The organism is Williamsia sp. D3, from assembly GCF_000506245.1.
Taxonomy (GTDB): Bacteria; Actinomycetota; Actinomycetes; order Mycobacteriales; family Mycobacteriaceae; genus Williamsia; species Williamsia muralis.
Genome location: NZ_AYTE01000004.1, coordinates 82,576 through 108,400, shown reverse-complemented (window position 1 = coordinate 108,400; position 25,825 = coordinate 82,576). Strand labels below are relative to the sequence as shown.

Sequence of the window (25,825 nt, the reverse complement as noted above, 5' to 3'; positions counted from 1 at the left end):
CTGCCCCGAGCGGGGGATCGGTCCTGCGACCGCTGCGGTGACCTACGGCACAGTCAGTACCGGATGGGCGCAGGACTCCACAGTCCGGACCGAGTGGTCTCGCCCAGCTTCAGTTCCGCCAGATCCGCCGGCTCACCGTAGGGCTCGTAACGGACCAGCGAACCCCAGTCGCGACCGATGTCGCCCTCGAGATAGGAGGGCACCGTGGTCTTGTCCAGGGCCACCTCGATCCATCCCAGTGGTCCACCACCGAAGGCGTCCTGCCACGCGCCGACCGCGGCGGACAGATCGGCACCGGGAGCGATCCGCCACTGCGGGATCTCAGCGACCCCGTCGCGATGGTCGAACGGCCGCTGGCACGGGAACGCGAGCCCGCTGGTCCAGTCGAGCTGGACCGGATCGGTGCTGCCGACCATCGTCTGCAATGTCTGCAGACGCGGTGATCGGGGAGGCGTCAGTGCGATGAAGCTGTCCTGTGCGAGGTTCTCGTCCTTGGCGACGATGCGGATCGCCGTGGTGTCGTTCGGGAACGAACTGCGATAGGTGCGCAGGTCCCGCCAGGAGGGTCGTGGACCCGGGTCGATCAGATCGACCTCGCCCGCCACCTGGAAGTCCTGGTTCGAGTCGCCGGACCCGGTCGAGTACTCCATCTTGATGTTCTCGATGTCGAACTGACCGGCGACCGCCATGGTGATCAGCGGGGTGTCGGCGTTCCGTGCGGGAAGCCGATACCAGGACGAGGTGAGGTACGAGGGGAACTGGTCGTTCTGCGAATAGCTGCCGAGCACGGGTGTGACGGCCGGATCCAGCCCGAACGGCAGCTTTGCCGTACTGCCGTTGACGCCGGCCTGATCGGTTTCACCGCCGCCGGTCCCGCCCGCATTCGAGTTGAGCACATCCGGCGAGATGGCGACATTGCCGCCGAGCACGCCGAGGCTCCCCGCGCTTGCGGTCGAGTCCAGGGTCAGCGGCAGACCGTTTGCGGTGAAACCCGCGTTGGCAGGCGCCCCTTCGGTCGGTTCGGACGAGCCGTTCAGGCCTAGTGCGACGTTGCCGTCCACCGGCTGGAGAAGGTCGCCTGAGGGATCGGGTTCCACCAGGACCTTCTCGGCCATCGCGCAGATGTCCCCGCGCAGGGCATCGACGTTCGACGACGGAATGGAGAACGATCCACTCTGCTTCACGCCCGAGGCAACACCGGTGCCGATCTGGAAGACCACGAGGAACGCGCCCGCGACGGCCAGAGGTGCCGCGGCGAGTGTGCTGTACCACCGGCGAGGACGGGTGCCCTGCGTCCGTGAGCCGGCCGCGACGTCGTCCTTGCGCCGATCGAACGGCTCGCGGAAGTGGAACCAGAAAGCGACGAGCAGCGCGGCCGCGCAGAGATACAGCATGACGCTGCCCAGAGCGACCCCGAAACGAACGGGAAGCGCGCCCCACGGCATGCCCCAGTTCGAGTAGTAGAAGAAGGCGTTCGGCGCGGTGAACGACAGACCGGTGATGAACAGCACGAGTGCGATGAAGAGCATCCGGTTGCGCCGGGCGTGCATGGCCTCGGCGCTCACCGCGATGGCCGCGATGGCGGCCAGTGCCGCCGCCAGTCCGGCGAACACACCGAATTGGTGAGTCCATTTTGTCGGGGTGAACATGAGGAAAATGAGCGATGCGAAGGTGATCCCGACGATGCGGCGGGACGGGCCGAGCGCTGTACCGGGTATGCGGCTCTTGCGGATGAGCATCGCGCCGGAGACCACCAGCCCGACGAGCATCGCCAGCACCGCGAACCGACGGGACACCGAACCATTGGCCGAGAACTCGAACAACGCGGAGTATCGGTCGATCTCGTTGTACCAGTGCAGTGAGGGACCCAGCGCGGTCTTCATGCTCGTCGACTGCGTGAATGCGGCGAGGGTCAGATCGGAGAAGACGACAAACATCACGAACACCCCGGCCGCGGCGACCGGAGCCACCATAGCCAGATAACTCCTGAGGTCCCCGCCGATGGCCTTGGCTCGTTTGATCAGGGCCATCACCATGGGGCGGGCACCGGCGATCAACGCCGCGACCGCCATCAAGCCCGTGGGTCCGGCCGCGAGGCTGAATGCTCCGATCGTGCAGGCCACTGCCGCAGGAAGGATCCTTCCGGTCGCGATCGCACGTTCCACCGAGCACCACGTGAGCAGCGCGCCCAGGCAGATGATCGGCTCGGGTCGGAGTCCGTTGTTGAACGGGAACCACGACGCGAGGAACACGAAGGCGGCGGTCCATGGCACGATCCGGTTGGTGGTCGCCGCGCGGCCGAGGCGAGGGAGCACCTCGTGGGACAGGATCAGCCACACCAGGATTCCGCAGACCAGCGCGGGCAGACGCATCCACGGGCTGGCGGTGGTGACGTGCGCCAGCCATCCGAACACCTGGTAGTACCAGCCGAACGGGGCCTCCGGCGCGCCGTACCAGCGGTAGTAGTTGGCGGTGTATCCGGCGTGCTCGGCAACCCGCGACATCGTCAGGATGTATCCGTCGTCCGATGTGTTCGCGCCGACGATGTGCCAGATGACAAGCGCGCCGATCACCACGCCGTCGCGGGCGTTGAACGTCCACCATCGGGCGGGCAGGAACCGGCGGTGCTTACGGCCATCGGTGGAGTCGAGCACCGCCAATGCGCCCAGAGAGATCAACGTGCAGAGCACTCCGACCGCGATCGCAAGCCACTTGAGGATGGTGGGGGCGGTGCTGTACCGATCGTCGATGGTGGCATGCGCCGTCAGGCCGGGCAGCGACGTCGCAGCGCCGGTCAGGTCTGTGTAGATGCCGGTCATCTGGGGGCGCTGGTCGCCGTCGGTTGTCTCCCCGACGAGGGGTTCACCTTCGGCGTCGGTCATCCCGACGAACTCGGCCTTCACCGATTCAGCGGTCGCGGTCACCTTGATGCTCTCGCAACCCTGCGACCGGATGTCCGCGAGCGTCGCGAAGGCCACGGGGGTGTTGCGGACCACCACCTCGACGGACTGCCGATCCAGTGCGTCCGTCGCCTGGCCGGACTTGCGAATGAAAAGACCTCGGGCAACTGCCTTTTCGGCCTGTTTCGGGGTGGTCGAGACGAGCACGGTCTGGCCGGGCCCGTTGAGTTGGTCGACGGCGCTGCACGGCACCGTGATGTCGAGGTCGATCGGCACATAGGAGACGAGTGGTGCCAGCACCGACTGCAATTTGTCCTGCTGCGGCCAGTTCACCTCGGCGGTGGTCTGATTGACGGGCAGCAGCGGCGTGGCCAGGGCAAGGAAGACGCCGAGCAGACCGGTGACGATCGCAGCGAGCTTGGCGATCCGCGCCCGGTCGTGGGTCGGTTTCGCGGTCGGGGCGTCAGCAGGCACAAACGCAGATGGTAACCGCCTGGGCGTGTCGGATTCTCTTGCGGTGCCGCGCCGAGCCATACAGTTGCCCCATGATCGACAGCCGCGAATCCGGTGACCGTGCGCCCATCCTCTTGCTGAACGGGCCCAACCTGAACGCGCTCGGCACCCGGCAGCCTGATGTCTACGGCGCCGACACCCTCGAGGACGCGGTGGCGATCGCCACCTCGGCCGCTGCGGAATCTGGTTTCACCGTGCAAGCGCGCCAGACCAACCACGAGGGCGAGATGCTCGAGTGGATCCACGGGGCACGTGGTCACGCGTGCGGAATCGTCATCAATCCCGGCGGATGGACGCATACCTCGGTGGCGCTGCGGGACGCGCTGGTCATCCCCGAGGTGCCGATCTTCGAGGTGCATGTCAGCAACGTGCACGCGCGTGAAGAGTTCCGTCACCGTTCCTATGTGTCCGGCGTCGCGGAAGGTGTCATAGCGGGGTTCGGCATCCGCGGTTACGAGTTCGCGGTGCGCCGACTCGTCGAGCTGGTGATGGCGTCGACGGGTGTCGATCGGACGTAATCTGTGACGAGCATCACATTCGAAGCACAGTAAATTGTTGAATAGAAGCCCAACGACGGGCAAATGGCTCTGACTTTCGCCAGCTCAGAGCGTTCACGGGCCGCGTGTGGGAAGGTTGGAAGCCCTTCCTCGGTTATGATCCTGCAGAACCATTGCGCCCTCTCCGGTCAGCCATCGTAACGAGATGTGTCGGACCTGTGACTTGTACGCGGTAGTTTCGCGTTCGATCCGCAAACTCGGGTCAGGCGGTACGAGCTCGAAGTAGGTAGTTGGAGGGTTATATGCGGGAGTTGATTTATGGCAACCCGTGATGCCCGATCGACCACCGCCCCGGAACTCGACTCGGCTGCGTTCGATGCCTACGAATCCGAACTGCGGGAGACCGGCTTCCGTGCCGCCGTCACCCGCGTCAATCGATACCTCGCCCGCCCTCGATGGTGGGTCGAGATCCTCATGCTCGGCGCGCTGTACGCCATCTACTCGGCCATCCGCAACAGCGTCGGCGACGTCGCCGCGGCGGCTTACCGCAACGCCGACGAGATCCTGAGGATCGAAGACAGCTGGAACTTCGCCCTCGAGCGGCCACTCAACGAACTGGTGCACACCACCACGTGGCTCGCCAACCTGGTTGCCCTCCAGTACGCCACCCTGCACTTCATCGTCACCCCCGTGGTGCTGATCTGGCTGCTGTTCCGGCGCAAACAGTATTACCGCCAGGTCAGCGGCGTGCTGGTGCTGACGACAGGCTTGGCCCTGATCGGTTTCTACTGGCTGCCCACCGCGCCGCCGCGCCTGCTCAAAGGCGAGGGATTTGTCGACGTCATGGCGCAAACCGCCTCATGGGGCTGGTGGCCTGAGTCGGGTGCGCCCGGCAGCGACGCCATCTCCAACCAGTTCGCCGCCATGCCTTCGCTGCACTGCGCATGGGCCACCTGGTGCGGTGTGACGCTGTTCTTCCTGGCCAAGTGGAAGTGGCTGCGCATCCTCGGCCTCATCTACCGTTCACCACATATTTTGTGGTCATGGGTTCGGGAAACCACTACATTCTTGATGTCATCGCGGGAGTTTGGCTCCTGGCGGTGGCGGCGCTGATCATCTACGCGCCGACGTTGACCCGATGGTGGCGCAACCGAGCGGCCCGCAGGCCGGAGAGCGCAGGGGTGTCGATCGGATGAGCTTCCCGGTGCCTTGCCGGCACTTGGCCGGCGGCCGCTCCTCCCACTCCTGGTGGCGCTGATCGCCATCGTGGGCCTGTGGGTGGCGCACCCGACGGTCGGGGATCTGCAAGCGGCCATCGCGCGTGAGGAAGCTGCTCGATCCGGCGTCGGCCTCGGTTACTGGTTCGGCTGGTACGGCGGGGTCTCGCCCGGCAGCTATTCGCTGATCGTCCCGGCCCTGTCGACACTCACCGGTTCCCTGCTCCTGCTGTGCCTTGCCACCGCTGCCATCGCTCTGCTGGCCGTCCCGCTGGCCAAAGGCGCCACGCACCAGACCGTGCTGGTCTGGGCCATCACCATCGCCGCCGTACTCAACATGCTCTCGGGCCGGGTGGCGTTCGCCGTGGGAGCGGCCATCGCCCTCGGGGCCATCGTCGTCGTACGCCGCGGGTACCTGGCGCTGGGGGTCATCGGCCTGCTGGTCGCCGGGCTCGCGAGTCCGCTGGCGCCGGCGTTTGTCGGACTGGCCGCGGTGCCATTTGCGTTCGGCCGCGACGAGCAGGCCCGGACCACCTGGTGGGTGCTGGCTGGGTCTGCCCTCGGAGTGGGCGTCCCGTTCTTGATGTTCGGCAGCCCCGGCGCCCAGGGGTTCCCCGCCACCACCCTGTTCTGGGTCGCCCTGATCGCCGCGGGCGGCGCCGCCGCGCTCACCATCCCACCGGCCCGGTGGATAGTGCCGCTGGCGAGCGCCGCGGCCATCGTCATGTTCCTCGTGCCGACGGGCGTGGGCTCCAACCTCAGCCGGTTCTTCTGTCTGGTGCTGCCGTGCCTGTGTCTCTTCTACTCGAAGCGGTCGCTCAAGTTCCTGGCCATAGCGCTGGCCCCGGCCCTCATCTACGCGACGTTCGTAGCAACCGCAGACCAGGTGGTCGGGGCCGACTCCGGTGACAGCAACCGCGACTACATCGCCCTGCGTTCACAGCTGGTCGACCGGCCGGAGATCAACAACCACCGCGTGGAGCTGGTGGATGCCCAAACCCACGCGGGCGCACACAAACTCGGGATGACCATCAAGTTGGCGCGCGGCTGGGAGAACCAGTCGGACTCGCGGTTCAACCCGATCTTCTACGAAGAGAACGCGCTGACCCCGCAGTCGTACAGGCAGTGGCTGTCGGAGAACGCGGTCGCGTTTGTTGCGGTCTCCGCCGATCCGCTGCGTCAGATGAAAAACGAAGCCGCACTGGTGCAGTCGGGCCTGCCCTATCTCGAACGGGTCTGGAGCAACGACAAGTGGGACCTCTACAAGGTCGATGACCCCGCCCCGATCGTCCCGGCGCCGCTGACAGTTGTCGAGTCGTCGCCGGCGAAGCTCGTCCTGGACGTGCCCGACACGCAGGCGCACGCAATTCAGGTGCGCTACAACAAGTATCTTGTCGCGCGCAGCAGTGTGGACGAGAACCTGTACGCCTGCATCACCGAGACGCCGGACAGCTGGGTCACCTTGCAGGCCACCCTTCCGGGTCAGTACATCCTCGAGGGCCTGCTGTCGGTCCGGGGAGTCGTGGGCGCGCAGCCGCTCGACTGTGGCCCTGACCGGTAGAGAACTAGGGGCCTGACCGGTAGAGAACTGGGGGCCCTGACCGGTAGAGAACTGGGGGCCCTGACCGGTAGAGAACTGGGGGCCCTGACCGGTAGAGCGCTAGTTGCGGACCACCAGCACGAAGGGTCCGATGTTGGTCACCGTGAATCGGGGATCCTCGAACACCGACCGGTTGAAGGTCACCGTGTAGCGACGGACGTTGGGGTCGTTGGGGTAGACGTCTTCGGCCAGGCGCAGATCGTAACCTTCTGCGCTGTAACGGAAGAGGAACACCGTCGGTGGTCGCCACGGTGAGGCGTCGAGTTGCTCGACGAGGCTGTCCGCGGTTTCGGCCGTCGACCACTGTTCGATGGCCGCAGCGCGTTTGTCGAACTCCGCCAACGGGTTCGCGTAGTGAGACGTGAGTCCCTGGAATCCGTAGTAGGGGTACACCGAGAGGAATCCGTAGTCGGCGGTTAGCACCACGGTGTCGTCGCGGGGCCGGCCCGTCTGGGTGGTGATGGCCGCGTCGATCTCGGGGAAGTAGGCCCCGGCCCCCGGCGGCCGCTGATCTGCGCGCACACCGTTGCCGTCCGTGTCGGTGTAGGCGACGGTGATCTCGGTGGCGAGGTGACCTGGGATGCTCTGTGCCACAGCGATGGCCGCACCGGTGGCGAGTACCGCCACCAGGGTGCGCACGTCACCGAATCGGCGGACCGCCACCGACGCCAACTCCGCGAAGCCGTACACGCCGGCAACACCGAGGACCACGATGAGCAACGGCTCCATGCGGAACGAGAGAAGGGTGGTCCCGGTGGCCGTGACCGCCATCGACAGCAGGCAGAACAGATAGATCGAGACGACCGTGACACCGAAGGTCAATGCTGCGGTCCTGGTGCGGAACCGGAGGATGATCCAGACCAGACCGACCATGGTCAGCGCGCCGATCAACGACCAATGCAGCATCGGTGTCGGGAGCACGGCGCCCGATCCCGGCAGGTAGTGCTCTGCCGTACCGCCCGAGGCGGGCTCGTTGCGAAGCCTGTCGTAAAGGTATGGCGCCCAGACAATGAGCGCCACGAGGATGGCTACCGCGGCCATACCGGACAGTCGCAACGCCAGGTGCAACACGGCGCGTACCCGCTCGGTACGGATTCGAGACTTGTTGACCGCCTTGTTGTCCAAGCCGAACCACGCCACAGCGGCGAGGTAGAGGGCCATCAGCACAGCCGTCATGGCGAACAGTCCGGTGTAGAGCGTGTAGAAGGTGGCGCTCAAGCCGAGGAACAGTCCACCGGCCACGATCGCGGGCACGCTGCCCGACCGCAAACCGTGCAGAATCGTCACGAGCATCGGAGCGCCGAGGATAACCAGCACCGCCGCGTAGGGCTCGGGGCTCACGTACATCAGGGTGAGCACGGTGGAGGCCAGTGTTGCCGCGATTGCCAGGTCGGTGCGGATCATCCGCTGCCACAAGGCCATCGCCAACGCGGCAGCGATGGATATCGAGATGATCGCCCACGGTTTGTACGCTTCCCAGCCGGGCTGACCGGTGAGGGAGGCGTAACGTCCGCCCAGCCAGAACCACCCGGCCGGGTAGTAGGGCGGCAGATCGGCGTAGGTCATGTCGGCCAGGGCGGGGCTGTTCGTCAGCCTGGTGAGGTACTCGGTGCGAAACTGCTGATCCACCGAGATGCCGAACAGGTAGAGCTTGGTGGCTCCCAGCGGCATCGCCAGCGTGACCGCTGCCAGGGCCGAGATACCCAGCCACGACAGGGGTTTGATCGCCCACGTCGCCTTGCCGGTCCGCGACAGAATGACGGCGACGATCAGCAGGACGACCGCAAGGACCTGACCGGTGGTGGTGAGGGCGGTCTCGACGTTGGACGAGTTGAACGCCGGCCAGTCCACGCGACCGATCGCCGCCAGCGCAATGCTCGACACCACAAGGGCGACGACGGCCGCGCCGATCAGGTCTGCAACCGACAGCAGGTGTCTACTGCCGCTTGAACCGTCCGTGACGCGATGCCCATCGTCGGCTCTCGACCACAGGTGTCGGCGCATGGATCAGATGGGAAGTTTGCGGAAGATCGGACGGGGGATGTGGCGAAGCACCATCATCACGAAACGGAACGGCGGGGGCGCCCAGACGAGTTCCTTGCCCTTGTCCGCTGCCGACACCGCCAGCTTGGCGACGTCTTCCTTCTCGACCGTCAGCGGTGCTTCCTTCACGTGCGCCGACAAGCGGGTGCGCACCATGCCCGGGCGGATGACGAGTACGCGGATGTTGTGTTCGCGTAACGCCTCACCGAGACCGAGGTAGAACCCGTCGAGGCCGGCCTTGGTGGATCCGTAGACGAAGTTGCTGCGCCGCACACGTTCTCCGGCGACCGAGCTCATCGCGATGATCTGGCCGTGGCCTTGCGCGCGCATCTTCTCGCCGAGAAGAACGCCCACAGATACCGCGGCGGTGTAGTTGATGTTGGCGGTGAAGACTGCTTTTCGCTGGTCCTGCCAGACCTCTTCGTCCACGCCCTGGACGCCGAACGCGACGATGGCCACGTCGATGTCGCCTCCGGCGAACGCCTGGTCGATCACCGCGGGATGGCTGTCGGGGGTGAGGGCGTCGAAGTCGATGCGCTCCACCGACGAGGCGCCGGCGGCTTTCATCTTCTCGACTGCGGCCTCACCGGCGGGGTCGCCGGGCATGGTTGCCAGGACCACACGCATCGGCCCCTTCTTGAGGTATTCGGCGGTGATGGCCAGTCCGATCTCGGAGCTGCCACCGAGTACCAGGACGGACTGTGGGACGCCTACGGCGTTGATCATGAATGTTCCTGTCTAGTCGGCAGATCGGGGAGTGCAGGCTCGAACGAGTTGTTGCTCAGGCGAGTTCGAGGCGGCGGGCCATGTCGGACATGAACACCCCGGTCGGGTCGATCTTTCGGCGGGTGGCGATCCACGAGTCGATCTCGGGGTACATGGCATGGAAGTTCTGCGCGGAGGTCCGCGAGTCCTTGGCCGTGTACAGGCGTCCGCCCATGGCCATCACGCGGCGATCGAGTTCGTTGAGGTATTCGCCGAGTCCCCTTTTGATCGGGAAGTCGAGGCACACGTTCCAGCCACGGAACGGAAAGCTCAAGGGCGCTTGGTTTCCGTCGCCGAAGAGCTTGATCACGTTGAGGAAGCTCACGTGTCCGGACGCCTGGATGTCGGCGATGATCCGCTTGAACTCGTCCTCGTTGCCGGTGGGCACGATGAACTGGTACTGGGTGAATCCGCCGGTACGTCCGTAGGCCCGATTCCACTCTCCGAATATGTCGAGGATGTGGTAGAACTGCGCCAAATTCTTGACCTGGCCCTTTTTGTTCGACCCCATCCGGTAGTAGGCCTCACCGACGATGGAGAAGTCGAACTTGTTTGCCAGCCCGTTCGGGAAGATGTCGGGGAAGGTCACCAGCGGTTTGCCGTTGAACTTCAGCGGATCCTTCTGCAGCTTCGGCGGCAGCTCGTCGAGTCTGGCCAGATTGCCGCGACTGAATGACCCGCGGCCGAGCTTCGGCGGCTTGCTGATCGAGTCGAACCAGCCCGACGCGTACTCATAGCCGTCTTCGAATCCGTCTTCGAGATGGAGTGCGATGGTCTCGTCGAGACTGCTGGTGGTGGCGGTGTCTGCGATGAAGTACGCACTCTCGGTCCGCTTGAGCTGGACCTTGGCCCGCAGGATGATGCCGGTCAGGCCGATTCCCGCGATCGTCGCCCAGAACAGCTCGCCCTGGGGGTCGTCGGGGCTGCCTGCGGGGGTAAGGGTGAGGATGCGTCCATCGGCCACCAGCAGCGTGATCTCGACAACGTGCTGGCCGAAGGTTCCGGCGCTGTGGTGGTTCTTGCCGTGGATGTCGTGCGCGATGGCCCCACCGATGGTGACCTGCCTGGTGCCCGGCAACACCGGGACCCACAGGCCGAACGGGAGGGCCACGGTCATCAGCTCGTCGAGCGAGACGCCGGCATCGAGGTCGACGATCCCGGTGGAGTCATCGATCGAGTGGATGCGCTTGAGCTGCGTCATGTCGACCGTCAGGCCACCGACGTTCTGCGCGGATTCGTTGTAGGAACGTCCCAGTCCGCGGGCGATCACGCCGCGACGCAGGTAGGACGGCTTGTCGGCGTTTGCATCGGCAACCTGCGCGACAGCCTTGGCGATCACCTCGACATCGGGTGTCGCCAGCACGTGACCCTCGATCGGCGTCGTACGGCTCCAGCCGACGAGCTTGCGGGTTTCAATGGGCAATTCAGCGGTAGACATCGGAGCAGAGCCTACCGGGCGTGTCATCGGAACTAGCCATTCGACAATGTGCGGTGTAAGAATCCCGTATGCCTACACGATCGGTCTTCATCACCGGTGCTGCAGCCGGAATCGGACGTCACACTGCGCTCACGTTTGCCCGCAAGGGATACCTCATCGGTGCGTACGACATCGACGAGGCGGGATTGGCCAGTCTCGTCGACGAGGTGAAGGCCGCGGGAAGCCGCGCGGTCACGGGCCACCTCGACGTCACCGACGCCGATGAGTTCGCCACCCGTCTCGACGAGTTCGCCGACAGCAATGGTGGTCGGCTCGACGTGCTGATCAACAACGCGGGAATCTTGCTGGCGGGTCCGTTCGAGGAGATCCCGCTCGCCACCCAGCACAAGCAGATCGACATCAACGTCAAGGGCGTGACCAACGGGTGCCACGCCGGGTTCCGGCATCTGAAGGCCACCCCGGGGTCGGTGCTGGTCAACATCGCGTCGGCGTCGGCGATCTACGGCCAGGCCGAGCTGGCCAGCTACAGCGCCACCAAGATGTACGTCCGCGGCCTCACCGAGGCGCTGGACATCGAGTGGGGCAAGCACGGCATCCGCGCCATCGCCATGTGGCCGCTCTACGTCCAGACCGCGATGACCAAGGGCGTCCGTACGGGCACCACCGACTCGCTCGGGATCCGCCTCGGACCCCAGGACGTCGCCGATGCCATCGTCGCTGCGGTCGAGGAACCCAAGACCAGCAAGCTCATCCACCGGGTGCACTACGCCGTGGGGCTCCAGACCAAGGCGCTGTCACTCGGTGCGCGGTTCTCGCCGGCATGGTTGACCCGGGTGGTGAACAAGAAGCTCGCCCACTCCTGAGCGCATCCGTCGACCGGGCCGAAACCACCGTCGACCGGGCCGAAACCACCGTCGAGCGGGCCGAAACCACCGTCGACCGGGCCGATATCGCCGTTGAGCGGGCCGAAAGCCGTAAGACGATGAGTGAGACGTGCCTCTACGGGTCTGATTCAGACGATCGACGGCCCGGTGAATGCAAGTTTCGGCCCGGTCGACGGGGTTTTCGGCCCGGTCAACGGACTGGCTAGCGGCCCAGCACCAGCGCCGCAGCGTTGTGGCCCGGGATGCCGCTGACACCGCCGCCGCGCCGAGCACCGGCCCCGGCGAGCAGCACCCGTCGTTGGGCGGTTTCCACACCCCATGTGCCGACTTCTGCAGGTGATTCCGCCCAAGGCCATTGCAGCGGCCGGTGGAAGATGTGGCCGCCGGGCAGTCCTACCGCCGCTTCGAGTTCCGGCGGGGTCTTTGCTTCGATGCAGGGTGCCCCGGTGCTGTCGGTCGCGATGACGTCGGCGATGGGTTCGTCGAGCACCGAGTCCAGGGCGGCCAAGGTGGCGGCCACGGCTTCGTCTTTCGCCCCTGGCCGGGTGAACAACTCCGGCGTCATGTGTAGTCCGAACAGCGTCAGGGTGTGCATACCGGTGAGGTCGGGGCCGAGGATGCTCGGGTCGGACAGGGTGTGGCAGTAGATCTCACTCGGCGGAGTCGTCGGGATCAGGCCGGCCGCGACCTCACGATGTGATCGCGCCAACGCGTCGAAGCCCTCGTGGATGTGGAAGGTGCCCGAAAACGCGGCGCCCACCGGGACATCGGTATCCCGCAGCTTCGGCAGCCGCCGCAGCAGCACGTTGATCTTGAGTTGTGCGCCACGTGGCTTCGGTTGCAACGCACCATCATTCTCGACAAGTTGATCGAGAACAAAAGGGGCGCAGGCGGCGTGGATGAACTCGGCCCTGGCCGTGCCCTGGCCCCATTCCACGGTGCCGTCGCCGGGGTCGACAGCGGTCACCTCGGCTCCGGTGCGGATGTCGGCGCCGGCATCGACGGCTGCGGTGGCCAGGGCGCCGGAGACCGCGCCCATGCCACCAACCGGGACGTCCCAGTCGCCGGTGCCACCGCCGATGAGGTGGTAGAGCAGGCAGATGTTCTGGGCCAGTGAGGGGTCGTCGAGATCGGCAAACGTGCCGATGAGCCCGTCGGTTGCGACGATGCCCCGGACCAGGTCGTCGCCGAACGTGTCGGTGATGATGGCGCCGGCCGGTTCGGTGGTGAGGCGTTCCCACATGTCCATGGCGGCGAGATCACCACCCGCGATCATCGCCATCTCGTCGGCGCTGACGAGCGGTTGCAACATGGTCGGGAAAACACCCTCGGCGATCGTCGACATCGCGGCATAGAACCGTTTCCACGCGTGGAAGTCCGCGTCAGATCCCGTGACGGCTCGGAACGATGCCGCTGTCGCTGCTTCATCGGCTGTGTCCACGAGAATGCCCCTGGACGGGTCGGCGGGCAGCGGTGTGTACGAGGAATACCTGCGCCGGACGAGGGTGATGTCGAGTCCGAGATCGGCGATGATCCGCCGTGGCAGCAGCGACACCAGGTACGAGTAGCGGGACACTCGCGCATCCATGCCGGGGAACGGCCGGGCGGAGACGGTTGCGCCGCCGACGTGCGGGGCGCGTTCGAGCACGAGCACCTTGCGGCCCGCGCGGGCCAAATAGGCGGCCGCGGTGAGGCCGTTGTGGCCGGCACCGATGACGATGTCGTCATAGATCTGCATGCCCGTCATGATGCTCTCGGTCCGCATCGCCGGCCACGCGAGCCGCGACGGTCTCTTCACACGAGTGGCCGACCGTCCAGGCCGATGAATGTTTGAGTTGGACAAAACACCCGATGCGAAAAATTGAGTCGGTCAATTCACGTATTGTTCAGGACGAGACCTCGAACACGCGGGGGACAATGGGGTAACAACTCGCAGCACGTATGCGACAAATATGTGAGACCAAAACGTCAGTGTCGCAGTGGAGAGGTGTCGACGATGCACATTTGGGGAACCGGTGTTTTCGACAATGCGCCTGCCGTCGAATGGGCTGATCAATTCGACCGTACAGCTGCCGTCGGACGCCCTGCATTGGTCCGGTCGACGCTGGCAACCGCAGTGCGTGCTGACAATCAGCGCACGTGGTTGGTAGCTCTGGGAGCAGCGACCACAGTGGCGGCAGCACTGCCCGGCGGCCTGCTCCTCTCCGAGAACACCGGCCCGAAGTCAGTGACCGACAACCAATTTCAACCCTCCGCCGAGTTGACTGCGGCTGCAGTGGAAACGCTGGAGCAGTGCATTTCTGTGTACACCGAATGGACGCGTCTGTGGACGCGTGCGGCGCTGCTCGACGACGCAGTCGCAGTTGTCGAAGCGGTGATCGAGGAGTTAAAAGAGCGAACTGCGCTGACTGTCAGAGTGCGCGAAGCTTCGTGAGCAAAGGCTCCGCTGCCTCGGCCAGGAACTGGTCTTGACTGTCGCCGCCTATTTGAACAAGTGCCACGTCCGTATAACCGGCCTCGATGAACGGCTTCGCACTTTCGGCCAATTCATCCAGGTCCGGACCGCAGGCAATTGATGACGCAACATCCTCTGGCCTCACGAATTGTGTGGCGCCGCTGAACGAGGCAGTTGTCGGCAAATCGGCATTCACCGACCAGCCGCCCGCGAACCAGCGGAATTGGTCGTGCGCGCGGGCGACAGCTGCGTCTTTGTCGGGATCCCAACAGATCGGGATCTGCCCGATTTTCCGCGACTGCTCGGGGTGGTGCTGATCCCACGACTTCACCAGATCGCCGGACGGCTCGGTGGAGATCATGTGGTCACCGAGCGGCGCGAGATGCTCGATCGACCTGTCGCCGGAGACAGCGAGACCGATCGGGACACCGCCGTTGGGCAGGTCCCAGATGCGTGAGGAGTCGACGCGGAAGTACTTGCCGTCGTAGGTGACGAGTTCGCCCGCGTGGAGTTCGCGGATGATCTTCACGGCCTCGGCGAGCATCTCTTGTCGCTGCTCAACGCCGGGCCAACCCTGACCGACCGTGTGCTCGTTGAGGCTCTCGCCTGATCCGAGGCCGAGGATGAATCGCCCGTCTGCCAGCAACTGCATGGTCGCGGCCTTCTGCGCCACCACCGCCGGGTGGTATCGCATGGTCGGCGCCGTGACGTAGGTCGCCAGTTCGACCCGCTCGGTGGCGTGGGCGACCGCGCCCAACACACTCCACGCATAGGGCGCATGTCCCTGGGATACGAGCCAGGGAGAGTAGTGATCGCTGGAGACCTCGAAGTCGAAGCCCGCGTTCTCGGCTGACACGGCGTAGCGCACCAGGTCCTTCGGTCCACTCTGTTCGGTCATCAACGTGTATCCAAAGCGCATGACGCTTGAGTTCCCTCAGAGTCGAGCGATAAACCCCCGAGTACGGCGGGTGCGCGACCGTGCGAGCTTGTAACCTGTTTCACATTGGTGGACTTCGAGTCTCTCGAACACACACGGAACCGACAGTCCAGGAGCGCACATGCCGTACATGCCGATCACCGAATCGATGTTCCTGCTGGCCGAATCGCGCGAGCATCCGATGCACGTCGGTGGTCTTCAGCTCTTCGAGCCGGCCGAGGGCAGCTCAGCCGAGGAACTCGGTGAGCAGATGTTCGAGACGCTGCAGGCGCAGACCGACGTCTACCGGCTCTTCCGGAAACGGCCCGCATCACCCGTGGCGCTGATGGGTACGGTCCGGTGGACGTACGACAAGGAGATTGATCTCGAATACCACGTTCGCCGAACGGTTTTGCCGCGCCCGGGCCGAATCCGCGAACTCCTCAAGTACGTCTCGGCGAACCACGGCGCGCTCCTCGACCGTTACCGGCCGATGTGGGAGGTGCACCTGATCGAGGGCCTCGCCGATGGCCGGGTCGCGATGTACACCAAGATCCACCATTCGCTGGTGGACGGAGTGAGCGCGCTCAAGTTGCTCGAGAAGACGCTCGACACGGACCCCGAGGCACGGAACGGGCGCGCCCCCTGGGACCCGGCACTGTTCGCGCGCAAACCCAAGGAGCCGGTGGAGGATTCGGGTTCACAGCACGTGGTCGGGCAAGTACTCAGCGGCGGGGCCAAGATCGCCGGTGAACTCGCCGGGCTGGCTCCCGCCGGTGCCCGTCTGGGGCTTCGGGCGGTTCGTGACCGCAACCTGATCCTGCCGATGCAGGCGCCCCGCACGATGTTCAACGTGCCGATCGGTGGCGCACGGCGATTCGCGGCCGATCAATGGTCGGCCACCCGGTTGCGCGAGGTGGCGGCGGGCCTCGACATCACGATCAACGACGTGGTCATGGCTATGTGCGCCGGAGCGCTCAGGTCGTACCTGATCGACCAGAACGAGCTGCCCGAACAGCCGCTGATCGCGATGATGCCGGTGTCGATGCACGCCGCGGGCAGCGACACCTCCGAGGGCAACGCTGTGACCGCCATCCTGGCGAATCTCGCCACCGATCAACCTGATCCGGAACGCCGGCTGGCCACCCTCGTGGAGTCCACGCGGTCGAGCAAGAACGTCATCCGCGACCTCAGCCCGCTGATGGCATTGGGCTACGGTGCAGCGGTGATGGCGCCGTTGGCCTTTTCTACGGTGCCCGGATTCGTGCGGTACACCCCGCCACCGTTCAACATCATCATCTCCAATGTGCCGGGCCCGAAACAGGATCTGTACTGGAACGGTGCGCGGCTCGACGGGGTCTACCCGGCGTCGATCGCCATGGATGGGCAGGCATTGAACATCACCGTGGCGTCCAACGGCGACAACATCAATTTCGGTCTGACCGGCGCACGCGCGACGATCCCGAGCCTGCAGCGACTGTTGACCCATCTCGACACAGCACTCGAGGAGCTCGAAAAACTCTGTGACATAGCCCGATAATCGTGTGGCGGACCGTGCGCCGGCCCGCTCACGATGATTGCCCCTCGCGTCAGCGGGGTAAGCGGTTCGTCATGGACACCACGACCGATGGGCCCGACGCCTTCACCGAGTATCGGGGAACGCGGTCGCGGGAATGCCCCAAGCGCATGGTGTTCGGACCATGCGGTGGCGTGCGCGACGACGCCACGTGTGAGATGGACGCCCACATCTGTCCGTTTGCCGTTCTCACCGAACCCATTCCGTGGCCACAGCCGTTGACCAGTCCGGCGTCGCCGAGTGAGTTGATCAACGCCTCCCGTACCCGCCCGGTGGTGCTGTCCGACTTGTCGGTCCCGGCCTTCGACCGGGGCGTCCTCGAACAGGTGGCATCCATTCTGGGTGAGAGCAGCGACGCCGTCCTCGTCGGAGAACACCAGAACCGGCCCGATTACCCGCCAACCGTGATGGCGCAGATCATCCGCGGTGTGGGTGGATGCCCGTGGGTGACGCTGACCTGTCGCGACCGCAACCGGGTGGTACTCGAGCAGGAACTGATGGGTCTGGGCCAGGCCGGGGCCGACGGCGTCTTCTGCGTCACCGGTGACGGCCGGGCACAGGGTGTTCGACAAGATGTGACACAGGTTTTCGATCTGGACGGTACCCGGCTCGCGGCGCTGGCGGCACAAGCTGACCTTGCCGTGGGTGTGCCGGAGGCTCCCGAAGCCGTGCCGACCAGCATCCGCCCGGCGCGTTTGCTCGAGAAGCAGAGGGCCGGCGCCCAGTTGGCGGTACTGAACCACGTCAGTACACCGGATTCGCTGAGGGCGTTCATGTCCGCAGCGCGGGCGCAAGGCGTCACGATGCCGGTCATCGCGGGCGTGGCCGTGTACACCGACGAGCGGTCCGCTCAGGTGCTGGCGGCCTTTCCCGGTCTCCACCTCGACCACTCGCAGATCACCAGGGTGCTGGCCGCTGACGACTCGGTCGAGGAGGGCATCGAGACCGCGGTAGTCGAAGCAGTTGCGCTCCTCGACATCCCGGGTGTGGTGGGCGTCAACCTCTCGGGGTTGGCGTCGGCGGCCGGTGAGGTTCCGGCAGCGAAGGTCAAGGCAGAGATCGGACGGCGGCTACGTGAGCGCCTGGCCGATGGGGCACAGTCGGTGAAGGCGGCACAGTGGTAGTCGATGCAGAGGCGATGAAAGACGAGTTCGATACGGTCCCGTCGTGGACCGTCCGGGCCGTCGAGACGCTTGGTCGCGAGTACGCCATACCCGCCGCTTGTCGCGGCAGCGGCAGCCCCGAAGCACTTCGCTGGCTGGCGGGCAAGCTCGCTCTCGACACTGAGACCAGACTCGTCGATGTCGGGGCGGGCATGGGCGGGGCCGCCGAGTTCGTCGCGCGAGAGTTCGGACCCGAGGTGGTGCTGGTCGAGCCGATGATGGGCGCGTGCCAGGCCGCGCAACGGTTGTTCGGCCGGGCCACCGTCGCGGCCGCCGGCGAGAATCTCCCGTTCCCGTCCGGGACATTCGACAAGGCGTGGTCGCTCGGAGTCCTGTGCACCAGCAGCGATCAGCCCAAGATGCTGCGCGAACTCCGACGTGTTGTCCACGCCGATGGGAGAGTCGGTGTGCTCGTCTATATCAAGACGGTCGACGACCTGCCGAACCAGCCCGAGGGCAACAACTTTCCGACGCGCACTGGTTTGGACCGGCTCGTGGAGGAAGCCGGGATGCGCATCGTCGATCGCGCAGATCTCGCCGACTTCGCTTCAGCCCCCGACTGGTGGCAGCAGCGGGTCACCGAATGCGACGACCTCGTTGCCGAGCGCCACCGCCACGACAGTCGCTGGGACAGTGCGTCCGAGCAGGAATCGATCATCACCGGATTGATCCGGGACGAACTGGTGATCGGCACGATCCTGATCCTGGAACCGACCGAATCGGGGAAGTCGGCGGTTGCCGTTTAGTGTGTTGGGGTGTCCGAGGAGCTAGCACCACGCGTCGGGGTCGACCTGAAGACCCAATTGGTCCGGTTTGTGATCACCGGGGCCGGCTCAGGCGTCCTCGACTTCGGGCTCACCCTGTTGCTCCAATACGGGTTCGGTATGCCCGAGTGGTTCGCGAAAGCCGTCGGCTTCATCTGCGGCACCACCACGGCGTACCTGATCAACCGTCGGTGGACCTTCGCCGCCGAGCCCAGCGCGCTTCGCTTTGTCGCCGTCGCGGTTCTCTATCTGGTGACCTTCGTGGTTCAGGTCGGCATTTACACCGGGCTGTCGAGGGTGTGGGAGGAGACTTTTGCCTACAGCCTCGCTGCCTTCGTGATCGCTCAGGGAACCGCAACCGTCATCAACTTCGTTGTGCAGCGAACGGTCATTTTCAAGATCCGCTGACCCGATCTTGGTGGGAAATGGCGAGGTCCACCTGGGCTTATGCTCGCCCGATCCCACCAAGATCGGGGAGCCGGGGTCAGCCGTTGACCTTGCTGATCACCGAGTCGGCGAACATGTTGAGGTTGTCGATCTTCTTCTGGAGCGGTTCGGTGTCGTCGCCGGTGATGTACGGGATCCGGAAACCGACGATGACATCGGTGATGCCTTTGTCCTCGAGGCGTTTACAGCCGTCGGGTGTGTACGCGTCGTAGGAGATGACGTGGATCTCGAAGGGGTCGTTCAGCTTGCCTTCGGCCTTGCGGATGTCGTGGATCTTGTCGAGCAGGGCGTCGAGTTCCTCGGGCGGGCCGCCGCCGTGCATCCAGCCGTCGCCGCGGATCACCGCGCGCTTGAGTGCCAGATCGGCGTGCCCGCCGACCAGTAGTGGGATCGGTTTGGTGGGCGCCGGGTTCATCTTGATCTTCGGGATGTCGTAGAACTCCCCGTGGAACTCGAAGTACTCGCCGGTGCTGAGCCCGCGGATGATGTCCATGCACTCGTTCATCCGTTTGCCACGACGCTTGTAGTCCACGCCCATGATGTCGTAGTCCTCGGCCCACGGGCTGGTACCGACACCCAGAGAGAACCGGTTGTTCGTGAGTACGGCCACCGACATCGCCTGCTTTGCGACCAGCGCGGGAGGACGGATCGGCAGTTTCAGCACAAACGGGTTGAATCGGATCTTCTCGGTGACCGCGCCCATGGCTGCCGCCATCACGAAGGTCTCGATGAAGGCCTTGCCCTCGAGGAACTCCCGACTGCCGTCTTCGGTGTACGGATACGTCGAGTCCGACTCCTCCGGGTAGGCGATGGAGTCGGGGATGGTGAACCCCTCGTACCCGGCAGCCTCGGCCGCTTTCGCCAGCGGCAGGTAATAGCTCGGATCCGTCATCGCCTCGGCAAATGTGAACCGCATGATCCTCCTAGATGTGTTCCCTGAGCCTGGTCGAGCCAGACCCGTCTCAGTTCAGTAGAACACGTTCTAGTTTGGCTTGGGAACGATTCGGCAGCAGTCGGTGGCCGTTCGTATCGAGATTGCCCGGATCAGGGTCGCGAGAACCGTTCCCGACGGCCCAGCGACTGCAGACGCAGCCACTCCCGGAAGCCGGCCAGATCCCGTTGCTGCACAAGGAAATACCAACCGAAGCGGGCGTATTCCTGCACCAGCAGCTTGCGCATACCGGGCCGGCTCATCAGATAGCCGCGATTGCGGTAGGTGAAGAATCGCTTGGTGTCGTTGTCGGGATACTGGGTGTGCATCCGCCCACCCATGATCGGCCGGAACTCGTCCGTGCCGTCCGGATGGAGATATGCGGTGGTGAGGCAGGTGCCGAAGTCGAGACCCGACCGCACCAGTCGGCGGTGCATCTCCACCTCGTCGCCGCGGACGAAGAGGCGCAGGTCGGGGACACCGACGGCCTCAATGGCCGATGCGGAGAACAGGGCGCCGTTCATCAGTGAGGCGATGCCGGGCAGAAGGTCTGAGGTCTCGTCCCCGGCGAACAGTTCGGATCGCTTGCGACGCCACACCAGTCCACGTCGCAGCGGGAAGGCCAGCGTGTCGGGGTCGCTGATGTTGCACACCACCGGCGACACCTCGGAAAGCTGATGCGTGACAGCGCATTCGAGCAGCGTGCCGAGAACGTCGCTGCCTTCGGGCCTGCCGTCGTCGTCCGCGCACCACACCCAATCGGCGCCCAGTGACAGCGCGTGCAGCATGCCGAGCGCAAATCCGCCGGCGCCGCCGAGATTGTGCTTCGACCCGATGTAGGTGGTGGGAATGGTCTGCGCGGCAACCAGTTCGGCGACCGCGGATTCGTCGGCGTTGTCGACGACGATGAGGTGGTCGACGGGCCGACTCTGGTTGGTCAGCACTTCGAGCGATTGCCGCAGCAGCTCGAGGCGACGGTGGGTGACCACCACGCCGATCACGCGGTCCGCGGTCTGCGCGCCACCCGAGGGGGCCGCGGCGGGCTCAGCCATCCTTTTCGACCTCGGCGAGGACTTCACGCACGTGGCGCGCGGCCTCCGGTCCTTCGTAGGCGTGCACCACTTCCTCGATCCCGCCGTCCATCCGGATCGCGCCGTGGTCGATCCAGAGTGCGCGGTCGCAGAGTTGCGCGAGGAACTCGTTGGAGTGGCTCGCGAACACCAGGATGCCGGACCGTGCGACCAGCTCCTGCAGGCGGATACGTGCCTTTTTCATGAACTCTGCGTCGACGGCACCGATACCTTCGTCGAGGATGAGGATCTCGGGATCGATCGAGGTGACCACCCCGAGCGCCACGCGCACGCGCATACCGGTGGAGTAGGTGCGCAGTGGCATCGACAGGTAGTCACCCAGTTCGGTGAACTCGGCGATGTCATCCATCTTTCGGAGCATCTCGCGGCGGCTCATGCCGAGGAACATGCCCCGGATGACGATGTTCTCGTAGCCCGAGATCTCGGGGTCCATTCCGACACCGAGGTCGAACACGGGTGCCACCCGACCCTTGATGCTGCATGCACCGCGAGTGGGTTCGTAGATCCCCGACAGCAGGCGGAGCAGGGTGGATTTGCCGGCACCGTTGTGTCCGACGAGTCCGATGCGATCGCCGTGTTCGAGGTGCAGATTGATCTGCTTGAGTGCCTCGACCACGACGACGTTGGAATCGTTGGCGCCGATCACGCCCCCGGCGCGGCCGAGCACCGACTTCTTGATGGACCGGGTTTTGGCGTCGAAGATCGGGAAATCGACGCAGGCGTCCCAGGTATCGACTCGAACTGAACTCATGACCTCACACCCAATACGCAACGCGAGCACGGTAATTACGCAGCACCATCAACGCCACTGCCCAGCCGCCGATCGTGCAGGCGATGACGATCAGCCAGTGGTAAAGCGCCACCGACTCGCCCAGCAGCGGACCGCGGGTGATCTCGAGGTAGTGGTACATCGGATTGATCTGGACCAGCTTGACGCGGCTGGAATCGGCCCCGACATTCTTCTCGAGATCGGTGGCACTCCAGATGATCGGCGTCATGAAGAAGACCAGTTGCACTGCGGTGGCCAGCAATTGGCCGATGTCGCGGAACCTGGTGGACAGAATGCCGAACACGATGGACACCCACACGGCGTTGAGTACGAGTAGTGCGATGCCGGGGATGACAAACACCACGGTCCAGTTCACCGGCTGCGGGAAGATGATCAGCAACACCGCATAAAGCGGGATGTTGTGCGCGAAGATGATCAGTTGCCGCCAGGTGAGGCGGTACACGTGCACGCTCAGCGGGGCAGGGATCTGTTTGATCAGCCCCTCGTTGGTGGTGAAGAGCTCAGCACCTTCGAGGATCGATCCGGAGATGAAACCCCAGAAGATGAACCCGAGCATGACGTACGGCAGGAACGTGTCGATCTCGTTGCCGAACAGCTGCGAGTAGAGAAGTCCCATGGCCACCGCCGTCACCGCTGTGGCGATGGTGATCCAGAGTGGGCCGAGGAGGGAGCGGCGGTATCTCTGCTTGATGTCCTGCCAGCCGAGAAGCAACCACAGCTCCGACTGGCGGAAGCCCGCTGCGAGGTCGCCGAATGCCCGGCGGAAGGACCGGGAATCGGACTCCGCTGAGGGCGGGCGCACCGGCTCGCGATCGACTGCTGTTGACACGAGAGACGAGCCTACCGTCAACGCCGGCCCGCCCCGGACGCCGCAGTTGTCGATCTCGGCAAACCGGGCGCCGCAGGGTTGCCGGCGGCAGGCGTCAGATCAGAGGTACTGCCCGGTGCCCGCGACCCCGTGAGGAGGCCCACCGGGGCCACCCATCGGACCCGACGGCGGCAATTGCCCCTGACGCATCTGCTCGAGCTGCGCCCGCGCGGCCATCTGCTGGGCAAACAGCGCGGTCTGGATGCCGTGGAACAGTCCTTCGAGCCAGCCGACCAGCTGCGCCTGGGCGATCCGCAGTTCCGCGTCGGACGGCGTGTTGTCATCGGTGAACGGCAGGGCCAGCCGTTCGAGCTCTTCGCGCAGCTCAGGGGCCAGACCGTCTTCCAGTTCGCGAATCGACGACTGGTGGATCTCGCGCAGCCGAACCCGGCTGGCATCGTCGAGAGGTGCCGCCCGCACTTCTTCGAGGAGTTGCTTGATCATCGTGCCGATCCGCATCACCTTCGCCGGCTGCTCGACCATGTCGGCGACACCTTGCTGTTCGTCACCTTTACCCTGGTCGGAGTTCGCCGACGGCACCACAACGATGCCGTCGTCGCTGTCGGACGGGGGTCCCTGGTTGAAAATGTCTTCGGCCATGTCCCCATTGTCCAGATGTCCCGATCTCGTGTTCGCAGCAGGCCCACAACTCAGGTGGCAGCGTCGGAAGGACGGTCTATGGTGACTGCCATGGCTTATGACGTCGCACGCGTACGGGGATTGTTCCCGTCGCTTGGAGACGGATGGATCCATCTCGATCCCCAGGCCGGGATGCAGATCCCGGACTCGGTGGCGACCACGGTGTCCAAGGCGTTCCGTGGCCTGGTCTCCGAACCCGGCGGCATCTATCCCGCGGCGAAGAAGACGGCCGGCGTCATCGACGCGGCACGGCAGGCCGTCGCGGATCTGGTCAACGGCGATCCGCGGGGAGTGGTGCTCGGTCCGTCGCGTGGGCAGTTGCTCAGCGTTCTGGCCGAATGCCTCAACACCCGGGTGTGGCTCGGTTCGGAAGTCGTGGTGAGCCGCCTCGACGACGAAGCCAATGTGGTGCCGTGGCTGCGCGCTGCCGATCGATTCGGCGCCAAGGTCCGCTGGGCTGAGGTGGACATCGAGAACGGGGACCTGCCCGTCTGGCAATACGAAGGTCTGGTCAGTCGGTCCACGAGTGTGGTCGCCATGCCTCTGGCGTCGTCGACGCTGGGGACGGTGGTCGACGTGGCGGCCGCGGCGGTCACCGTTCACGCGATCGACGGACTGCTGGTGGTGGACGCCACCAGCGCAGCGCCGTACATGCCGCTGGACATCGAGGTGCTGGGCGCGGACGTGCTGGTGGTCAGTGCGAAGCGCTGGGGCGGGCCGTCCACCGCAGCGCTGGTGTTCCGCGACCCGGAGATGCTCACCCGCGTGCGGTCGATGTCGCTGAACCCGGATGCACAGGGGCCGGAACGGCTCGAGGTCGACGGACATCAACACGCGTTGCTCGCCGGCCTGGTCGCATCGATCGAACACCTTGCGGCGCTTGATGAATCGGCTACCGGAACCCGGCGCGAGCGGCTGGTCCAGTCGATGACGGGCCTGGCGGAGTACTCGCAACGATTGCTGCGCTACCTTCTCAACTCGCTGCGGCAGCTGAACTTCGTGAACGTGATCGGCGATGCGCCGGTACAGATTCCGGCGGTCAGCTTCACTGTTTCGGGAGTCACCGCGGACAAGGTGGTCCGGCGGCTGGCCGACAATGGCATCAGCGCGCTGGCCGATGTGAACAGTCGCGTGTTGTCCGGGATCGGAGTCAACGATGTGGGCGGTGCCGTCACCATCGGGCTCGGGCCGTACACCACGCCGTATGAGGTCGACCAGCTCGTCCGCACTCTCGGTTCACTCGGCTGACGCCACCACAATCGTCCCGTTGACGCGCCTCCGAGGGCATGATTCCCTCGGTGCCCACCCAGGGGGCCGATCTTGGTGAGAAGCCCTGGGTTCAGACGGTGAGCAACACCTTGCCGGTGACTTTCCCTGATTCGAGCAAGGCGTGTGCCTCGCCCGCCTCATCCAGTGAAAATGTTGCTCCGACAACAGGTTTGACGCGGCCATTGGCGATCATCGGCCAGGTGGTCGCGATGGTGTCGGCAACGATCGCCGCTTTGTCTGACTGCTCACGACCACGCAAGGCCGTCGCATGAATGGTGCCGCGTTTGGCCAGCAGCGCACCCAGGTTCAGTTCGGCCTTGACCCCGCCCTGCATGCCGATCACCACCAGCCTCCCGTCGGCGGCCAATGCAGATACGTTGCGGCTCAGGTACTTTGCCCCGATGATGTCGAGAATGACGTCGGCGCCCCCGTGTGTCTTGAGCACCTCGACGAAGTCGTCGTCGTGGTAGTTGATGGTGATGTCGGCGCCGAGATTGCGGCACAGTTCCAGCTTTTCGGCTGAGCCGGCGGTCACGGCAACTGTGGCTCCGAGAGCCTTCGCCCACTGGATGCCGTGGGTTCCGATGCCGCTTGCCCCACCGTGTAGCAGCAGCAGTTCACCTCGCTGCAGATGAGCGGTTCGTTTGAGGTTGGACAGCACTGTGCAGGCAACCTCGGGAAGGGCGGCGGCCGCGATCAGGTCAACCGAGTCGGGTACGGGCAGCAAGTGCTCGGCGGCCACGGCCACGTATTCGGCGTAACCGCCGCCGGCGATCAACGCGCACACCTGTTGTCCGATTTCCCATCCCGTGACCTCGGTGCCGAGTTCGGCGACGGTGCCCGAGACCTCCATCCCGATGATGTCGCTCGCGCCCGGTGGCGGCGGGTAGTTTCCTTGGCGTTGCAGCAGGTCGGCGCGGTTCACGCCGGCGGCGGCCACTTTCACCAGAACCTCACCTGCAGCGGGGGACGGTCGTTCGACGTCGGTGATCACCAGGTTCTCCGGCGGTCCGAACTCGGTGACGGTCACTGCGCGCATGTTGCTCATGTCTCAACCAA

General features: G+C 65.0%; 21 protein-coding genes and 1 pseudogene. 10 read left to right on the top strand and 12 right to left on the bottom strand.

What is annotated here, in order from left to right:
- Positions 1 to 53: 53 nt before the first annotated feature.
- On the bottom strand, positions 54 to 3,434 hold the full coding sequence (locus W823_RS34300) for an arabinosyltransferase domain-containing protein (protein ID WP_081729613.1): 3,381 nt from the start codon (positions 3,432 to 3,434) through the stop codon (positions 54 to 56).
- An 11-nt stretch (positions 3,435 to 3,445) separates the two neighbouring features.
- Here W823_RS34300 and aroQ point away from each other — a divergent pair, with 11 nt between their 5' ends.
- The 3 genes and pseudogenes from aroQ (at position 3,446) to W823_RS34285 (ending at position 6,688) form a co-directional block, all read left to right on the top strand.
- Positions 3,446 to 3,931, top strand: a complete 486-nt coding sequence (gene aroQ / locus W823_RS34295) for a type II 3-dehydroquinate dehydratase (RefSeq protein ID WP_023954832.1) — start codon at positions 3,446 to 3,448, stop codon at positions 3,929 to 3,931.
- Positions 3,932 to 4,228: 297 nt separating this feature from the next.
- Positions 4,229 to 5,106 (top strand): annotated as a pseudogene (locus tag W823_RS34290) (phosphatase PAP2 family protein).
- Positions 5,107 to 5,119: 13 nt separating this feature from the next.
- Positions 5,120 to 6,688: a hypothetical protein gene (locus W823_RS34285; RefSeq protein ID WP_023954830.1), complete on the top strand. Its 1,569-nt coding sequence runs from the start codon at positions 5,120 to 5,122 to the stop codon at positions 6,686 to 6,688.
- 99 nt (positions 6,689 to 6,787) lie between these two features.
- Here the strand turns inward: W823_RS34285 and W823_RS34280 are convergent, their stop codons facing one another.
- The 3 genes from W823_RS34280 to W823_RS34270 are packed head-to-tail and all read right to left on the bottom strand — an operon-like array spanning position 6,788 to position 10,973.
- The gene (locus tag W823_RS34280) at positions 6,788 to 8,731 is read right to left on the bottom strand and encodes a galactan 5-O-arabinofuranosyltransferase (RefSeq protein WP_023954828.1); all 1,944 of its coding nucleotides are present in this window, start codon (positions 8,729 to 8,731) and stop codon (positions 6,788 to 6,790) included.
- Positions 8,732 to 8,734: 3 nt separating this feature from the next.
- Positions 8,735 to 9,496 carry a decaprenylphospho-beta-D-erythro-pentofuranosid-2-ulose 2-reductase gene (locus W823_RS34275; protein ID WP_023954826.1) on the bottom strand — a complete coding sequence of 254 codons (762 nt, stop codon included), beginning with the start codon at positions 9,494 to 9,496 and terminating at the stop codon, positions 8,735 to 8,737.
- Positions 9,497 to 9,551: 55 nt separating this feature from the next.
- Entirely contained in the window at positions 9,552 to 10,973 is a 1,422-nt protein-coding gene (locus tag W823_RS34270; RefSeq protein WP_023954824.1) for an FAD-binding oxidoreductase, read from the bottom strand.
- A gap of 68 nt (positions 10,974 to 11,041) precedes the next feature.
- Here W823_RS34270 and W823_RS34265 point away from each other — a divergent pair, with 68 nt between their 5' ends.
- Positions 11,042 to 11,836: an SDR family oxidoreductase gene (locus W823_RS34265; RefSeq protein WP_023954823.1), complete on the top strand. Its 795-nt coding sequence runs from the start codon at positions 11,042 to 11,044 to the stop codon at positions 11,834 to 11,836.
- Positions 11,837 to 12,059: 223 nt separating this feature from the next.
- On the opposite strand, the gene W823_RS34260 is transcribed toward W823_RS34265, so the two are convergent.
- Positions 12,060 to 13,604, bottom strand: a complete 1,545-nt coding sequence (locus tag W823_RS34260; RefSeq protein WP_031331299.1) for an NAD(P)/FAD-dependent oxidoreductase — start codon at positions 13,602 to 13,604, stop codon at positions 12,060 to 12,062.
- Between the two features lie 249 nt (positions 13,605 to 13,853).
- Between W823_RS34260 and W823_RS34255 the strand changes: the two genes are divergently transcribed.
- Positions 13,854 to 14,291 (top strand): DUF4259 domain-containing protein, encoded by a 438-nt coding sequence (locus W823_RS34255; RefSeq protein WP_023954819.1) that lies wholly within the window; start codon positions 13,854 to 13,856, stop codon positions 14,289 to 14,291.
- Here the strand turns inward: W823_RS34255 and W823_RS34250 are convergent.
- Positions 14,269 to 15,210, bottom strand: a complete 942-nt coding sequence (locus W823_RS34250) for a TIGR03557 family F420-dependent LLM class oxidoreductase (RefSeq protein WP_235189378.1) — start codon at positions 15,208 to 15,210, stop codon at positions 14,269 to 14,271. The two genes, W823_RS34255 and W823_RS34250, sit on opposite strands and share 23 nt — an antisense overlap.
- A 160-nt stretch (positions 15,211 to 15,370) precedes the next feature.
- Between W823_RS34250 and W823_RS34245 the strand changes: the two genes are divergently transcribed.
- The 4 genes from W823_RS34245 to W823_RS34230 all read left to right on the top strand — a co-directional run bounded on the left by W823_RS34245 (position 15,371) and on the right by W823_RS34230 (position 19,139).
- The gene (locus W823_RS34245) at positions 15,371 to 16,768 is read left to right on the top strand and encodes a wax ester/triacylglycerol synthase family O-acyltransferase (RefSeq protein ID WP_023954814.1); all 1,398 of its coding nucleotides are present in this window, start codon (positions 15,371 to 15,373) and stop codon (positions 16,766 to 16,768) included.
- A gap of 71 nt (positions 16,769 to 16,839) precedes the next feature.
- Complete coding sequence (locus W823_RS34240; RefSeq protein WP_023954812.1) at positions 16,840 to 17,928, top strand: methylenetetrahydrofolate reductase; 1,089 nt, start codon at positions 16,840 to 16,842, stop codon at positions 17,926 to 17,928.
- Positions 17,922 to 18,713, top strand: a complete 792-nt coding sequence (locus W823_RS34235) for a class I SAM-dependent methyltransferase (protein ID WP_023954811.1) — start codon at positions 17,922 to 17,924, stop codon at positions 18,711 to 18,713. Before W823_RS34240 ends, W823_RS34235 begins: the two co-directional genes overlap by 7 nt.
- Positions 18,714 to 18,722: 9 nt before the next feature.
- On the top strand, positions 18,723 to 19,139 hold the full coding sequence (locus W823_RS34230; protein WP_023954809.1) for a GtrA family protein: 417 nt from the start codon (positions 18,723 to 18,725) through the stop codon (positions 19,137 to 19,139).
- A 76-nt stretch (positions 19,140 to 19,215) separates the two neighbouring features.
- Here W823_RS34230 and W823_RS34225 read toward each other — a convergent pair whose 3' ends face one another.
- The 5 genes from W823_RS34225 to W823_RS34205 form a co-directional block, all read right to left on the bottom strand.
- A complete protein-coding gene (locus W823_RS34225; protein WP_023954807.1) occupies positions 19,216 to 20,094 on the bottom strand; it encodes an LLM class flavin-dependent oxidoreductase in 879 nt (292 codons plus the stop codon).
- Positions 20,095 to 20,222: 128 nt separating this feature from the next.
- Positions 20,223 to 21,161: a glycosyltransferase gene (locus W823_RS34220; RefSeq protein WP_023954804.1), complete on the bottom strand. Its 939-nt coding sequence runs from the start codon at positions 21,159 to 21,161 to the stop codon at positions 20,223 to 20,225.
- Positions 21,154 to 21,951, bottom strand: a complete 798-nt coding sequence (locus tag W823_RS34215; protein WP_031331294.1) for an ABC transporter ATP-binding protein — start codon at positions 21,949 to 21,951, stop codon at positions 21,154 to 21,156. Before W823_RS34215 ends, W823_RS34220 begins: the two co-directional genes overlap by 8 nt.
- 4 nt (positions 21,952 to 21,955) lie before the next feature.
- Positions 21,956 to 22,819, bottom strand: a complete 864-nt coding sequence (locus W823_RS34210) for an ABC transporter permease (protein ID WP_030167806.1) — start codon at positions 22,817 to 22,819, stop codon at positions 21,956 to 21,958.
- Positions 22,820 to 22,918: 99 nt separating this feature from the next.
- The gene (locus tag W823_RS34205) at positions 22,919 to 23,458 is read right to left on the bottom strand and encodes a bacterial proteasome activator family protein (protein WP_023954800.1); all 540 of its coding nucleotides are present in this window, start codon (positions 23,456 to 23,458) and stop codon (positions 22,919 to 22,921) included.
- Between the two features lie 90 nt (positions 23,459 to 23,548).
- Between W823_RS34205 and W823_RS34200 the strand changes: the two genes are divergently transcribed.
- Entirely contained in the window at positions 23,549 to 24,745 is a 1,197-nt protein-coding gene (locus W823_RS34200) for a cysteine desulfurase-like protein (protein ID WP_031331293.1), read from the top strand.
- Positions 24,746 to 24,836: 91 nt separating this feature from the next.
- Here the strand turns inward: W823_RS34200 and W823_RS34195 are convergent, their stop codons facing one another.
- Positions 24,837 to 25,805, bottom strand: a complete 969-nt coding sequence (locus W823_RS34195; protein ID WP_031331292.1) for an NAD(P)H-quinone oxidoreductase — start codon at positions 25,803 to 25,805, stop codon at positions 24,837 to 24,839.
- Between the last annotated feature and the right edge of the window lie 20 nt (positions 25,806 to 25,825).

Excerpts from the sequence above, each read along its gene's own strand:
- W823_RS34300 (WP_081729613.1), bottom strand. The coding sequence starts at position 3,434 with ATGGCTCGGCGCGGCACCGCAAGAGAATCCGACACGCCCAGGCGGTTA.
- aroQ (WP_023954832.1), top strand. The coding sequence starts at position 3,446 with ATGATCGACAGCCGCGAATCCGGTGACCGTGCGCCCATCCTCTTGCTG.
- W823_RS34280 (WP_023954828.1), bottom strand. The coding sequence starts at position 8,731 with ATGCGCCGACACCTGTGGTCGAGAGCCGACGATGGGCATCGCGTCACG.
- W823_RS34275 (WP_023954826.1), bottom strand. The coding sequence starts at position 9,496 with ATGATCAACGCCGTAGGCGTCCCACAGTCCGTCCTGGTACTCGGTGGC.
- W823_RS34270 (WP_023954824.1), bottom strand. The coding sequence starts at position 10,973 with ATGTCTACCGCTGAATTGCCCATTGAAACCCGCAAGCTCGTCGGCTGG.
- W823_RS34265 (WP_023954823.1), top strand. The coding sequence starts at position 11,042 with ATGCCTACACGATCGGTCTTCATCACCGGTGCTGCAGCCGGAATCGGA.
- W823_RS34260 (WP_031331299.1), bottom strand. The coding sequence starts at position 13,604 with ATGACGGGCATGCAGATCTATGACGACATCGTCATCGGTGCCGGCCAC.
- W823_RS34255 (WP_023954819.1), top strand. The coding sequence starts at position 13,854 with ATGCACATTTGGGGAACCGGTGTTTTCGACAATGCGCCTGCCGTCGAA.
- W823_RS34250 (WP_235189378.1), bottom strand. The coding sequence starts at position 15,210 with ATGACCGAACAGAGTGGACCGAAGGACCTGGTGCGCTACGCCGTGTCA.
- W823_RS34245 (WP_023954814.1), top strand. The coding sequence starts at position 15,371 with ATGCCGTACATGCCGATCACCGAATCGATGTTCCTGCTGGCCGAATCG.
- W823_RS34240 (WP_023954812.1), top strand. The coding sequence starts at position 16,840 with ATGGACACCACGACCGATGGGCCCGACGCCTTCACCGAGTATCGGGGA.
- W823_RS34225 (WP_023954807.1), bottom strand. The coding sequence starts at position 20,094 with ATGCGGTTCACATTTGCCGAGGCGATGACGGATCCGAGCTATTACCTG.
- W823_RS34220 (WP_023954804.1), bottom strand. The coding sequence starts at position 21,161 with ATGGCTGAGCCCGCCGCGGCCCCCTCGGGTGGCGCGCAGACCGCGGAC.
- W823_RS34215 (WP_031331294.1), bottom strand. The coding sequence starts at position 21,951 with ATGAGTTCAGTTCGAGTCGATACCTGGGACGCCTGCGTCGATTTCCCG.
- W823_RS34205 (WP_023954800.1), bottom strand. The coding sequence starts at position 23,458 with ATGGCCGAAGACATTTTCAACCAGGGACCCCCGTCCGACAGCGACGAC.
- W823_RS34200 (WP_031331293.1), top strand. The coding sequence starts at position 23,549 with ATGGCTTATGACGTCGCACGCGTACGGGGATTGTTCCCGTCGCTTGGA.
- W823_RS34195 (WP_031331292.1), bottom strand. The coding sequence starts at position 25,805 with ATGCGCGCAGTGACCGTCACCGAGTTCGGACCGCCGGAGAACCTGGTG.